Consider the following 12,489-nt stretch of genomic DNA (forward strand, 5'->3'; position numbering starts at 1 on the left):
GCGAAGAAGCCTACTTGCCCAGATTCTTGGCGTGCAGGTCCAGGTGGTCGGTCTCGATCTCGACAAGCGCGCCGAAGAACTCCTTCAACCTGGGCTCTGTCGCCCTGTCCCTGAACGTCGAGTACGCCTTGATCGCGCGGTCCTCACGATCCCAGCCCTCCTGCGTGTTCTCCTTGAACTCCTGGCTGCATGTCCCAGCCTCGATCGGCGGCTTGGAGATCTTCAGGAACTTGCTTATCGCGCTCGCGTGCTCGCTCTCCACCTTCCTCAGCGACTTGAACTTGGCGAAACCGTACTCGTCCCCGCTGTTCTTGGCGACGTTCTCCGCGCACGTGTAGAACGACGTATTCCCCAGCTCCAGCTTCAACGCCGCCTCCAGGTCATCGCGGGCCTGGTCACTCAGCTCGACGTCGAACTCTTGCGGGTTCCACTTTTCCGCTTCCACAAAATACCGGGCCTTTGCACCGCAGAAGGGGCACCTTGAAGGCGGTTCGACCCCCATGAACGGGTCGCCGCAGATCCTGCATCTGAATACCTTCACCTTTGTCATGCTTCTCACCATTTGATTGGGCGAATCGGGCACAGCAGGAGGATTATAATACGCTTTCCACCGATCGAATTGGCTATGGTATGGCAATCGCCCTTATCAGGCTCGGATCGCCCCCTTCGAGGAGCGCGAAGCCCTCGTTAATCTCATCCAGCTTGAACCTGTGTGTAACGAACTCCTTGACGTCCATCTTGCCGTGCTTCACCAGATCGATGACCTTGGGGAAGTCCTGAAGACCGCAGCCGAGCGAGCCCTTGATCTCGATCTCGCGGAACATTATCTTGCCAGCGTTCAGGGAGACGTCCTTGTGCGTATAGCCGACAACGATGACCTTGCCTCCCCAGCGCACGGAGTTGAAGGCCTGCTCTATCGTCGTGGGGTTGCCTATCACTTCAATGGCTATGTCCGCACCCACGCCCGTGAGCCGTCTGATCTTCTTTGCGACATCCTCCTCCTCCTTCGCATTCAGAACCTCGACTGCACCGACCTTCTTCGCCATCTCGAGCTTCTCGTCGAAGATGTCGACCGCAATGACATTGCCACCCGCAAGGGTAGCCATCTTGACAGTTGACAGGCCTACGCCCCCGCACCCGAATATCGCGACGTTGTCCCCCGCCTGGACCTCCGCCCGGTTGACGACCGCATGATACGGAGTTGAGATCGCATCCGAGATTATCGCGCCCTCCTCGAGGGGAACCTCGTCCGGGAGCTTGAAGGCGAAAGCGGCGGGAAATGCCACGTACTCCGCGAAGCCTCCGTCCCTGTGATTTCCGACCATGATCTGGTTCGTGCACAGCGTTCCCCGCCCGGTCCGGCACATGATGCATTCGCCGCACGAGAACACCGGCGGGATGAGCACCTTGTCACCCTTCTCCACGCCCTCGACCGCCGAACCCATGTCCTCGACCGTCCCGCTGATCTCGTGGCCGAGTATGATCGGCGGCTTCTTGAACGTCGGAACCCCGTGCAGGTAGTGCAGGTCCGTCCGGCAGAGCCCGCAGGCGGCGACCTTCACCAGCAGGTCGCAGTCATCGACCTTCGGCATCGGAACGTCCTCGATCTTCAGTGGCTGACCCTTCTCATAGAACACAGCAGCTTTCATAGTCCTCCCCGCGTGGGAATGATTAGCGGTTATAAAGAATTTGACCCTTACAGGTGGGGGCAGTTGCACTCTGCGCCGTTTGGGGGATGAGCCAAGATATTTATACGGGCGGTGGATAGAACGGAATGTGCGCGTCAGGCTCCGCCTTTTGAGCTCCCTCAGGCAGATCGTTGGCGAATCGGAGTTGGAGGTCGAATTCGCTGGCGGTAGCGTCGAGAGTTTGGTCAAAGAGGCAGGAAGGAAGAACACCCAGCTCGGCGAGGCTATACTCGCCAAGGACGGGAGCATCGACTACTCCATCAATGTCATACTTAACGGAAGACCGCTGACGGAGACCGCGATGAAGGAGGAGATGGAGGACGGCGATGAAGTGACCCTGCTCGCCGCGGCGGCAGGCGGATAATTTCTTATGGACGGCTTGCATAAGTCTCAAAAAAGGGGAAGCAGGTGCTCGACAGAAAGATCGGGATAGTGGACCTCTCGAGGAACAGCGTCAAGATTCTTGACATGCCCAAGGACATCCGGGCGAGATATCTTGGCGGGAGGGGGATCAACACCTACCTTCTGCACAAGCTCCTTCGGAAAGGGGTGGACCCGCTGTCCCCGAGCAACGTTCTCATTCTAGGGGCCGGACTGCTCACAGGGACGCTCGTTCCGAACTCTTCAAGATTCAACGTCTCAACCAAGAGCCCTGAGACAGGGTTCCTTGGCGACTCCAACTGCGGCGGGTTCTTCGCCCCAGAGATGCGCTACGCGGGATTCGACCACATCATTCTCAAGGGGAAGGCCAAGAAGCCCCAGTACGTCTACGTCGAGGACGGGAACATCGAGATCCGAGATGCGAGGGACTACTGGGGAATGAACACGAACGATGCTCAGGTCTCGTTCCGCAAGGACCTCGGAGACGTGGAAATCGCGTGCTGCGGCACCGCGGGCGAGAACCTCGTGCGCTTCGCTAACCTGAGGACGGGTGTGAAGAACTCAGCGGGAAGATGCGGCACCGGAGCGGTCATGGGCTCCAAGAACGTGAAGGCCGTCGTCGCCTACGGGACGATGGGGTTGAAGATCAAGCACCCGCAGAAGCTGCTCGACGTCGTGAAGGAGGTAGAGGACTACATTCTCGGTTCTAAGATCACACCGATACTCGGCAGCGTCGGAACGCCTCTTCTGTACGAGGTGAGCAACGAACTCGGTGCGATACGGACGAAGAACAGCCAGCTCAACCAGTGGTCGGACAGCCTGAACGCCGAGAACATCGAGAAGGAAGTCGAGAAGATGATAGGCTGCTCCTCGTGCATCGTTCACTGTCGTCACAGGAACAAGCTTGGCGGGGAGGGCCCGGAGTACACGTCCGTCGGGCTCCTCGGAGCGAACGTCGGCATAGACGACGTCAAGCAGATGATAGAGCTGCAGAACATCGCCAACGACCTCGGACTAGATGTGTCCTCTGCGGGAACTATCCTCGCATGGGCGTTCGAGCTCTTCGAGCGGGGGATGATTGACGAGAAGATGACCGGAGAGAAGCTGGAGTTCGGCAACTTCGAGCAGGCGAGGTCGCTCCTGCACGACATTGCTGGGCGGGAGGGCTTCGGTGACATACTCGCAGAGAGTACGCAGGCCGCCAAGAAGTTCGGGAAGAAATCAGAGGACTATCTGATAGCGGTCAAGAACCTCCCGCAGAGCGACCCGCACGACGTGCGCTACATCAAGGCCTTCGCGCTCGGGATCGCGACGGCGTCCAGAGGAGCCGACCACCTGAGGAGCAGGCCCACGCTCGAGATCTTCCTACGACTGCCAAAGGAAGTGAAGGAGCGCATATACGGGAAGGGCGTCTCCCTGGACCCGACTTCGTATGAGGGGAAGGAGAAGACGGTTGTCTTCTCTGAGAACATCTTCGCTGTGATCGACTGCCTCGGGATATGCAAGTTCATCTGCCACGGGTTCAACAGCCCGCACTTCCTCGACTACCCGCGGTTCGAGACACTGCTGGAAGCGGCGACGGGGATGAAGTACGGACGGAGGAAGATGGAAGCCGTCGGCAAGCGCGTCGTGGACACCGAGAGGATGTTCAACATCCGACAGGGGCTGACGAGGAAGGACGACACGCTGCCCAAGCGGTACTTCGACGACCCGATGCCTCTCGGAGCCCCGAAAGGCCATCACATAGACAGGAAGGAGTTCGACGGCATGCTCAGCCGCTACTACAAGCTGCGCGGCTGGGACGAGGCCGGCATGCTGGCGCCCTCGCGTGTGGAGGAGATCGAGAGCGTGGGAGGGCTGCCGTGAAGGTGCTCAACTTCTACCCCGAGCGCTGCACGGGATGCAGGGAGTGCGCGATGGCCTGCTCTCTCGTGAAGTTCGGTGAGTGCAATCCTCGCAAGTCGGCGGTGACGGTCATCAGGGACGAGTTCAAGCGGTACGAGTACGCCGTCTTCTGCCTGCAGTGCGACGAGCCGGTCTGCGAGGACGTCTGCCACCAGAACGCCTACACGGTCGTGGACGGAGTGGTCAAGCACGATGACGACAGGTGCATCCACTGCCGCCTGTGCGCGGCGATGTGCCCGTACTCCGCCATCACGGTGCACGGGAAGGACATCGTGAAGTGCGACCTCTGCGATGGGGACCCGACGTGCGTGAAGTACTGCGCCACGAACGCGCTCGTATACGAGGAAGAGACGAAGGAGATGGCGCTGAAACGCAAAGAGATGGTTGAGCGGATCCTCGGGACACCCTAATGGGGTCAGGGGCTACGTTACTCTCGAACTCGAGGCCCCGCGAAGACGGGAGATAGGAACCTATCATCCAGTATGTCATCCTGCAGCTCGGATATGTCCTCACCCTTCCGCATCAGACTCATCATGTAACCCGAGTTCCTGAGAGTACCAACGAACTGCATCCCCGCAAGCTTCCCGCCTCGCAGCAACATCTTCTTCACAACTCGGTCAGTAACGAACTTCTCTTCGCTCAGGTTCTTGTCTTCAAAGGAAGCCATGCCCATCGAGAGTGCGGAGACGCCGAAGACGTCGATGATGTTCACGGTGAATGACCCGCTGAACGTGGTCTCCACACCCGCCATGTTCTCTCCCGCTATGCGGCCCTGAAGGACAGCGTTCGGCCATATCGCGTTCATCATCCTCTTCCCCCGCAGAGGGTCAAAGGACTCGGTGAGGTCGCCCGCCGCGTAGACGTCCCGCCTGCTCGTCCTCATGTGCTCGTTCACGAGTATGCCCGTGTTCTTGCGGATGCCAGAGCCCGCCAGGAATCCGATGTTCGGGCGGACGCCGATTCCCATGACGACCATCTCGCAGGGAAGGCGCTTCTTACCGATTTCAACGCCCTCGACCTTCTTCCCGCCAATGATCCGCGTGACCTGACACCCGAGACGGAAACGGATGCCCTCGCCCTCCATGATCCTCTGCAGCCTCCCGCCAATGTCAGGATCAAGCATCCTCGGAAGCACGGAGTCGAGCATCTCGACCACGGTGATTCCGAGTCCCCGCCTCCTGAGTGCTGTGGCAGCTTCGATGCCGATGAAGCCGGCGCCTATCACGACCGCGTGTTTCTTGTTCCTCATGTATCTCTGAATTCGTCTGACGTCCTCCAGTGACGTGAGAGTGAAGACGCCGCGCTTCTCAATCCCATCAATCGGAGGGACGAGAGGAAGGGACCCCGTGGCGATGAGCAGTCTGTCGTATTTCAGCTTCCGCCCGTCGATGACGATACGCCCATCTGTCGGCAGAACCTTCGTTACTTCCTTCCCAAGTCTCAGGTCCACACCTAGGTCATCGAAATGCCCGCGCGGGAATCGGACTATCTTGGATGGTTCAATCTCCCCCGCCAAAACCGCGGGCAGAGAGCAGAGCGAGTACGGCGACCGCTTCTGCTTGGCCACAATCATGACCTCGGACTGCCTGTCGTGCTTCCTTATCGTCTCTGCGGCGCTCACACCCGCCGCACCGCAACCGATTATGACGTGTCTCATGCTCGCCTGACGATGCTGCCGCGGATATATAAGTGATAAGTGCGAAAGGACTAACTACGGGATAGGCGATTCTCGACCGACCGTGATGGGATGACCTACTACGATGACCCCGAGAGGCGGAGAGCGCGGGCCGTCGCGGCCACGATATTGCTCTTTGTAGCCGGCGTCATCTTGATCGTGCTCTACTTCATCATGACGCAGGTTCTGCCCGGAGGCTCTGATTCCGGTTACGCGCAATGGGATGAGCTGGGAGAGATGTTCGTCGATATGGGCATCATACTGGGTGTACTGGGCGTCCTTTTCATCATTCTGGGCTTCGTATCGGCGGTCTACAGCACCCTGATGGTGCGGAGGCCTCGGAAGAAGATGCCGCGCAAGGTCCTGAGACCCAAGTACAGATAGGCCGTCAGAAAGCGTATAATAGCCCGATTGACTAATGCCCCTGGGGAGAGACATGCCGACTGATAGGATCACAATGGCCCACGGCGCAGGAGGGGCGGTGATGGGGTCGCTCATCAAGGACAGGATTCTCAAGCACCTGGGTGGAACGGCGGATGACAGGCGGATCGAGCTGGCACTCGAGGAGCTCGATGACTCCGCTGTCGTGGACGGCATCGTCTTGAGCACGGACTCCTACGTCGTCAAGCCGATCTTCTTCCCAGGCGGGGACATAGGCAGCCTTGCGGTTGCGGGAACGATAAACGACCTCTCCGCGGTCGGCGCTGAACCTCTTGCACTCTCCTGTGGCCTGATAGTCGAGGAGGGATTCCCGCTCGAGGACTTCGACCGCCTGATCGCGAGTAGTGGCAGGACGGGCAGGGAGGCGGGAGTACCCATCGTGACAGGCGACCTCAAGGTCATGGAGAAGGGCGCGCTCGATCAGATCGTGGTCAACACCTCCGGCGTAGGGAAGAGAAGCCCCTACCTGGACTCCAACATCGAGGAGGTCAAGCGGTACAGGGAGTTCGATTCGAAGTGGATAAGGGACTCGAACGTGCGCGTGGGCGATGTGATAATCGTCTCGGGCTACCTAGGCGATCATGGGATAACGGTGCTCTCCTTCCGCGAGGGCTACGGCTTCGAATCGAAGCTTCAAAGCGACGTCGCTCCTCTGAACAAGATGATCGGCGGGGCTCTGGAAGAGGGCGGCATCGTTGCCATGAAGGACCCGACGCGCGGTGGGTTCTCGAACACGCTGAACGAGTGGGCAGAGAAGTCCAACGTGGGGATAGCGGTGAGGGAAACGGACATCCCGATCCGTGAGGAGGTCCACTCCGCGTGCGAGATGCTGGGATTCGACCCGCTGGACATAGGCAACGAAGGCAAGATCGTTGTGGCGGTGGTCAAGGAGAAAGCAGAGACGGTCCTCGACGCCCTGAAGTCCTTCGAGGAGGGAAAAGATGCTGTGATCGTCGGCGAGGCGACTTCGGACGTTAGGGGCGTGGTTCTGGAGACGCTCGTTGGCGGGAAGAGGATTATAGACATGCCCGTCGGTGACCCGATACCGAGGATTTGCTGACAACGGGACGCGAACTCTACGGCAAGACACTCGGATTCACGAACCAGTCGATGGTCCATCCGCCAGTTTCTCGGATGAGACAGACCATCCCTGCCTTGGGGAAGTCAACAGCGGCGCAGTCAGGAATGCCGAACACGAGGTGGCTGACCAGGCGGTTCATGAAGGGCAAGTGGCCGACAAGCATGACATCGTCCTCCTCGCTCGCGAGCGTCTCCGCTGCGGGAAGAACGTCGTCCGTCGGTGCTATGCCTGAAATCGGGACTACGCCCTTTGGCGGGGAGAGATGCTTCCCGATGATCTCGGCGGTCTCCTCTGCCCGCTTCTTCCCGCTGTGTCGAATCTGATTCACCTTCACTCCTGCGTCGAGGGCGAACTTGCCAACTCTGTCCGCTTGCCTCTCACCGAGGTCCGATAGAGACCTCTCAGGATCCTCTGCCTCGCTCTTCGGGTCAGCGTGCCGCACGAGATATAGGTTCATTCTCACTCCTCCCTTTCTCCGATTGGCGAACGTCCTCCCGCCTTTTATCCGTTCCTCCCTGCGAGAACCACATGAGATACGAGCTCACTTGGCCTCGGCGTACTTGGAGTACTTGTACAGGATGTTGCAGCTGCCCTCGGCGCTCACCATGCACGGCCCGACGGGGTTCGTAGGCGTGCAGGTCTTCGCGAACAACGGGCACTCCTCGGAACGAATGATGCCCCGCAGGACCTCTCCGCATCTGCAACCCTTGGGCTCCTTGAACTCCTTGTCCTTGAGCTCTGCCAGATCGTCCTCGAACCTTTGGCGAGCGTCGTATTCCTGGTATTCGTCCGACAGAACGAGTCCGCTCCCGGGAATGGTCGGGAATCCTCTCCACTTGGTGTCGGCGGGCTCGAAGACCTCATCCATGACCTTGATCGCGGCGGGGTTGCCCTCGGGCTTCACCACGCGCTTGTATTCGATATCCACTCTTGCCGCTCCCTCCTCCTTCTGCTTGGCGAGCATGTAGACGCCCATGAGAAGGTCGAGCGGCTCGAAGCCAGCGATGACCTGAGGTATGCCGTGCTCCTCGGACAGGAACTCATACGGCCTGGAGCCGATGATAGTGCTCACGTGCCCCGGTTCGATGAGACCGTCGAGCCTCACCTCGCCCATCTCCACTATCGCCTTCAGTGCTGGCGGAATGACTCTGTGACAGCTCAGGAGTGAGAAGTTCTTGGGCGGTCTCCTGGAAACTGCCACTGCTATGCTCGGAGTCGTGGTCTCGAAGCCCACTCCGATGAAGACGACCTCATTGCTGATCTTATCCGCCAGATCCACGGCGTCGTTCACGCCGTAAACGATTCGGATATCGTGGCCCTCCGTCTTCGCGTCCGAAAGCGACTCTTCCACACCGGGGACCTTGATCATGTCGCCGAAGACGGTAATAGTCTTCCCGGCCTTCGCGAGAGCGATGGACTCCTCGATCTCCTTGGCGGTCGTGACGCAGACCGGGCATCCTGGACCCTGTCTGATGTCGACGCCAACGTCCTCGAGCAACGGTTGCAGCCCGTGCCGCACGAGCGTATCCTGGTGCGTCCCGCATACATGCATCAACGTGATCTGCAGGTCCATCTCCCTGAGCTTCTGGAGTATTCTGTCCGCCATCTCCTTGTCGCGAAACCTGAACATCAGTCCACAACCAGCTTTAGATTCGTGACTATGCAGTCCCTTCCGCTAACGATTTCCACGTTCTCGCCGCACTTGGGACAGGAGAAGCGGGGCAGTCGGAGGTGGTCGAGCGGGTCGTCCGACCTTCCAATGGGACCCTCGTAGCCGCACTTCCCGCACTTGACCTTGGCCTTCTTCTCCTTGATGATGAGCTTGGAGCCCTTGAGCGGGCCGTCCTTTGAGAGCACCTCGTACGAGAAGAGGCACTGTTCCTTTCCCAGCAGAGTGAGCTCGCCGATCTCGAGCTCGACCTCCTCGACAGCACTTGCATCGTGCTTCCTAATCTCTTCCAGAACAACCTCCACGAGGCTTGACATGACGGAGAACTCATGCAACGTTCCCACCGAGGATCTGATCGAAGAAGGCGAGGGTCTCCTGGGCCTCCTCCTTATCGAGGACTTGAATCGCGAATCCCGCATGAACAATGACATACTGGCCGACCACCGCATCGGTCAGCGAGACATCGACCTCTCTCTTGATTCCGCCGAAGTCGACCGTGGCGACGTCGCCCTTTATGTCAAGGACCTTGGCGGGTATGGCTAGACACACGATGGATAGAATGGAGGTTGCGGTTATAAAGCTGACGAGGAGCAATGATGGAGTTGAGCGATGTACACAGAAGTCGTGACAGCGCTACTCCCTGACGCCCACGATTACGTTCTGCCCAGTCGAGATCCCGCCATCCCCGTTCGGTATCCTGTTGTGAAGGACGACCTCCAGACCTCTCTCCTTCGCGAGTTCCGTCACCATCATCACGATCGAGAGATTGTACGTCACCCCACCTGAGAGACCGATCCTCTTTGAGCCGATCTCGTCCGCCTTTGCTGCCGAGAGCTCGACAAACTCCTTCATCAGACAGTGAATGAATGAATGTGCAACGTCCGCCTTGAGCTGTGGCGTCGCCTCCTCCTTGCTCATGATCGAATCCAGCTGCGCGAAGAGCGGGAGTGTCTGAATCTCCAGACCATTCGTGCCCCTCGCCTCGGTCTCGAAGTCGAACCTGTTCCTCCCTCTAGCAAGAAGCCGTTCGAGCTTCATAGCGGGCTCGCCATCGTAGGTGGTTTTGTTGCAGACGCCGAGATACGCAGCAAGTGCGTCCAAGACCCGCCCGAAGCTGCTTGTCTTGGGTGCTTTCTCCATGGCCTTCCTCAAGACCCTGCTCTTCTCCGCATCGAAGATGTCCTTCGGCTGGCGAAGGCTCTCGAATATGCCGAACACGAGCCTGTCCGGTTCGAAAACCGCCCTGTCTCCCCCTATCAGCGGGATGTACTGCAGGTGCGCGAACCTCTCGTAGCCGTCGAGCCTCGCGGAGAGCGCCTCACCGCCCCAGATCTTGCCGTCCTCTCCGTAGCCGGCGCCGTCGAACGTCAGCGTGACCAGCTCGTCCAGACCGTGCTCCGCCATCAAAGAGGCCGCGTGAGCCCAATGGTGTTGGATCTCCACGACCTCGGCCATGAACTCCTTCGCGAACTCCTTGCCGACCCTTCTCGTCGTGTACATCGGATGAAGGTCGATTCCCACGGCATCGAGGCCATCAATCCCCGCCAAGTCCATGAGCTTCCTCGTAGCATCCATCTGGAAGTCGAAGACGCCGTAGTGTGTCGTATTCCCTATGTACTGGCTCACCAACAGCTCGCCGTTCCTGGATATGGATGACGTGACGTTCCTCTCGGCACCGACGCCGAGGACCTTCTTCTTGTGCAGTATCGGAATAGGCTTCGGGACGAAACCCCTCGACTTCCTGACGAAGAACCTGCTCCCGTTGAAAGGGATTACGACCGAGTCGTCAACGCGGTTGATGATCTCGCGGTTGTGCAGCAGATAGATTTCCACACCGAGCCTGAATGCCTCGTCATGGGTGAGCGCCATCGGCTCGCCGGGCGGGTTCGCGGACGTCATAATCAGGGCGTCGTGGTCGATGTCTCGGAAGATGAGATGCTGCACTCCCGTATAGGGGATGTACAGGCCGATGCTATCAAGACCAGGGGCCACATCCTCGAGCAGCTCGTCGTGCTCCCCATATCTCTTGGGAACGAGGACAATCGGTGTTTCGGGGGAGGTCATAAGCCTCTTCGCCTCTTCCGAGATGTGAGCATACTTCTCCGCGGTCTCGACATCGCGCACCATAACTGCGAAGGGTTTGTACGGACGATTGTACCAGCTTCGGAGCCTCTTTGTCTGCTCCAGCGTGCAGACCATATGCGTGCCTCCCCAGCTCTTCACGATTCCGAGCTTGCCCTTGTCGATCATCTCGGAGAACCTCCTTACGGAGTCGTTGGCGGGGAGCTGCACGCACTGGTCGTTGTAGAGAAGGTACCTTGGTCCGTCGTGCGGGCAGGATATGGTCTGCGCATGGAACCGCCTGTTGAGCGGATCCGCATACTCCTTTTTGCACGTCGGACAGAGCTCGAAAAGGGACATCGATGTGTTCTTCCTGTCGTACGGGAAGTCCCTTATCACTGAGAACCGCGCACCGCAGTTCGTGCAGTTCGTGAACGGGAAACCGAACCTCCGGTCCTTCGTGCTGAATATCTCGCCTATGCAGTCGTCGCACAGTGCGATGTCGGGCGGTATGGACGCCTCCTTCGAGCCCGCGACGCTGTTCACGATCTCGAATGTCTCGAAGACATCCTCACACGACCCGGAATCCTTCTCGATGTTGTCTATCCTCGCCAAGGGCGGTAGCTCTGCCTTCAGCGTGTTCAGGAACTCGTCCTCGCCCCGGTCCAGGCAGACCTCGACGTTCGAGCCGTTGTTCCTCACGTATCCCTTCAAGCCGAGCGACGTAGCGACCCGGTAGACGGTGGGCCGAAAGCCCACGCCTTGAACCACACCATAGAGATAGAGCTTCATTCAGTGAGCCTCAGTCCATTGGCAATCCCAGTGCGCGCATCAGATCCTCGATACCCTCCCCGTGCTTTGCGTCCGTGTAGACGACCGTAGCCTTCGAGCCCAGTTCCCTCGCGTCCTTCCCGAGGGTCTTTGGATCGACCTCCATCGCCTCTGCGAGGTCCGTCTTGTTGATGGCGATGACGTCCGAGAGCCCGAAGATAAGAGGATGCTTCATGATCATGTCGTCGCCCTCGGTCACAGAGACGACGACCATCCTCTTGTCCGTTCCCAATGCGAAGTCCGCCGGGCACACGAGGTTCCCGACGTTCTCTACGAAAAGAACACTAATGCCATCCAGGTCCATGTGCTCGAGCGCGTGGTCGACCAGATGCGCGTCGAGGTGGCACTCCTTGCCCGTATTGACGTTCTCCACCGGTACGCCGTGCTTCTTGAACCGCTGATAGTCGGCGTTCCCGGCAACATCGCCCGCGATCACCGCGGCGGAGATGCCCCTGCCCTGGAGAATATCGATCATCTTCTCCGCCAAGAGCGTCTTTCCCGCCCCTATCGAACCCATTATGTCGATGGACACTATCCCTTTTTCGCGGAGAAAAGCCCTGTTCTTCTGTGCGATTTCCCTGTTCGCTTGGAGAAGGTCGACCCCTGACCTGACCTCCACTAGTTTGTGCATTGGCTTGTGGAGAATTATCCTGAATGGTATATAGCTCTTTTGCCACGATGGATATCGAACCCGGGCATACGCGTTTCGTCATACCTTGCGTCTGTCACGCACGACTTCCGCTCACCTATAAATACG

Annotated in this window: 14 protein-coding genes; 5 read left to right on the plus strand and 9 right to left on the minus strand. The window is 58.8% G+C overall.

Going from position 1 to position 12,489, the window contains the following annotated elements; all coding sequences use genetic code 11:
* Positions 1-10: 10 nt before the first annotated feature.
* Both LN415_02215 and LN415_02220 read right to left on the minus strand, forming a co-directional pair.
* Positions 11-550: a ferritin gene (locus tag LN415_02215; GenBank protein ID MCJ2555908.1), complete on the minus strand. Its 540-nt coding sequence runs from the start codon at positions 548-550 to the stop codon at positions 11-13.
* 73 nt (positions 551-623) lie between these two features.
* A complete protein-coding gene (locus LN415_02220) occupies positions 624-1,649 on the minus strand; it encodes a zinc-binding dehydrogenase (protein ID MCJ2555909.1) in 1,026 nt (341 codons plus the stop codon).
* 127 nt (positions 1,650-1,776) lie between these two features.
* Here LN415_02220 and LN415_02225 point away from each other — a divergent pair, with 127 nt between their 5' ends.
* The 3 genes from LN415_02225 to LN415_02235 are packed head-to-tail and all read left to right on the plus strand — an operon-like array spanning position 1,777 to position 4,384.
* Positions 1,777-2,052, plus strand: coding sequence for a MoaD/ThiS family protein (locus LN415_02225; protein MCJ2555910.1), 276 nt, complete (start codon positions 1,777-1,779; stop codon positions 2,050-2,052).
* Positions 2,053-2,096: 44 nt separating this feature from the next.
* Positions 2,097-3,935: an aldehyde ferredoxin oxidoreductase family protein gene (locus tag LN415_02230; protein MCJ2555911.1), complete on the plus strand. Its 1,839-nt coding sequence runs from the start codon at positions 2,097-2,099 to the stop codon at positions 3,933-3,935.
* The gene (locus LN415_02235) at positions 3,932-4,384 is read left to right on the plus strand and encodes a 4Fe-4S dicluster domain-containing protein (protein ID MCJ2555912.1); all 453 of its coding nucleotides are present in this window, start codon (positions 3,932-3,934) and stop codon (positions 4,382-4,384) included. The genes LN415_02230 and LN415_02235 overlap by 4 nt, the downstream gene beginning before the upstream one ends.
* 17 nt (positions 4,385-4,401) lie before the next feature.
* On the opposite strand, the gene LN415_02240 is transcribed toward LN415_02235, so the two are convergent.
* Entirely contained in the window at positions 4,402-5,631 is a 1,230-nt protein-coding gene (locus LN415_02240; GenBank protein MCJ2555913.1) for an FAD-dependent oxidoreductase, read from the minus strand.
* A 90-nt stretch (positions 5,632-5,721) separates the two neighbouring features.
* Here LN415_02240 and LN415_02245 point away from each other — a divergent pair, with 90 nt between their 5' ends.
* The gene (locus LN415_02245) at positions 5,722-6,033 is read left to right on the plus strand and encodes a hypothetical protein (GenBank protein ID MCJ2555914.1); all 312 of its coding nucleotides are present in this window, start codon (positions 5,722-5,724) and stop codon (positions 6,031-6,033) included.
* A 52-nt stretch (positions 6,034-6,085) separates the two neighbouring features.
* Positions 6,086-7,150: a hydrogenase expression/formation protein HypE gene (gene hypE / locus LN415_02250; GenBank protein MCJ2555915.1), complete on the plus strand. Its 1,065-nt coding sequence runs from the start codon at positions 6,086-6,088 to the stop codon at positions 7,148-7,150.
* 16 nt (positions 7,151-7,166) lie between these two features.
* Here the strand turns inward: hypE and sixA are convergent, their stop codons facing one another.
* From sixA to hypB, 6 genes are all read right to left on the minus strand, one after another.
* On the minus strand, positions 7,167-7,628 hold the full coding sequence (gene sixA / locus LN415_02255) for a phosphohistidine phosphatase SixA (protein MCJ2555916.1): 462 nt from the start codon (positions 7,626-7,628) through the stop codon (positions 7,167-7,169).
* 84 nt (positions 7,629-7,712) lie between these two features.
* Positions 7,713-8,801, minus strand: coding sequence for a hydrogenase formation protein HypD (hypD, locus tag LN415_02260; protein MCJ2555917.1), 1,089 nt, complete (start codon positions 8,799-8,801; stop codon positions 7,713-7,715).
* Positions 8,801-9,184, minus strand: coding sequence for a hydrogenase maturation nickel metallochaperone HypA (locus LN415_02265; protein MCJ2555918.1), 384 nt, complete (start codon positions 9,182-9,184; stop codon positions 8,801-8,803). The genes hypD and LN415_02265 overlap by 1 nt, the downstream gene beginning before the upstream one ends.
* Positions 9,168-9,389, minus strand: a complete 222-nt coding sequence (locus tag LN415_02270) for a HypC/HybG/HupF family hydrogenase formation chaperone (GenBank protein ID MCJ2555919.1) — start codon at positions 9,387-9,389, stop codon at positions 9,168-9,170. Before LN415_02270 ends, LN415_02265 begins: the two co-directional genes overlap by 17 nt.
* Before the next feature lie 84 nt (positions 9,390-9,473).
* Positions 9,474-11,693 carry a carbamoyltransferase HypF gene (hypF, locus tag LN415_02275; protein MCJ2555920.1) on the minus strand — a complete coding sequence of 740 codons (2,220 nt, stop codon included), beginning with the start codon at positions 11,691-11,693 and terminating at the stop codon, positions 9,474-9,476.
* Positions 11,694-11,703: 10 nt separating this feature from the next.
* On the minus strand, positions 11,704-12,363 hold the full coding sequence (gene hypB / locus LN415_02280; GenBank protein ID MCJ2555921.1) for a hydrogenase nickel incorporation protein HypB: 660 nt from the start codon (positions 12,361-12,363) through the stop codon (positions 11,704-11,706).
* Positions 12,364-12,489: the final 126 nt, after the last annotated feature.

It is taken from the genome of Candidatus Thermoplasmatota archaeon (assembly GCA_022848865.1).
In the GTDB taxonomy this organism is placed as follows: domain Archaea; phylum Thermoplasmatota; class Thermoplasmata; order RBG-16-68-12; family JAGMCJ01; genus JAGMCJ01.

Excerpts from the sequence above, each read along its gene's own strand:
- LN415_02215 (MCJ2555908.1), bottom strand. The coding sequence starts at position 550 with ATGACAAAGGTGAAGGTATTCAGATGCAGGATCTGCGGCGACCCGTTC.
- LN415_02220 (MCJ2555909.1), bottom strand. The coding sequence starts at position 1,649 with ATGAAAGCTGCTGTGTTCTATGAGAAGGGTCAGCCACTGAAGATCGAG.
- LN415_02240 (MCJ2555913.1), bottom strand. The coding sequence starts at position 5,631 with ATGAGACACGTCATAATCGGTTGCGGTGCGGCGGGTGTGAGCGCCGCA.
- LN415_02245 (MCJ2555914.1), top strand. The coding sequence starts at position 5,722 with ATGACCTACTACGATGACCCCGAGAGGCGGAGAGCGCGGGCCGTCGCG.
- hypE (MCJ2555915.1), top strand. The coding sequence starts at position 6,086 with ATGCCGACTGATAGGATCACAATGGCCCACGGCGCAGGAGGGGCGGTG.
- sixA (MCJ2555916.1), bottom strand. The coding sequence starts at position 7,628 with ATGAACCTATATCTCGTGCGGCACGCTGACCCGAAGAGCGAGGCAGAG.
- hypD (MCJ2555917.1), bottom strand. The coding sequence starts at position 8,801 with ATGTTCAGGTTTCGCGACAAGGAGATGGCGGACAGAATACTCCAGAAG.
- hypF (MCJ2555920.1), bottom strand. The coding sequence starts at position 11,693 with ATGAAGCTCTATCTCTATGGTGTGGTTCAAGGCGTGGGCTTTCGGCCC.
- hypB (MCJ2555921.1), bottom strand. The coding sequence starts at position 12,363 with ATGCACAAACTAGTGGAGGTCAGGTCAGGGGTCGACCTTCTCCAAGCG.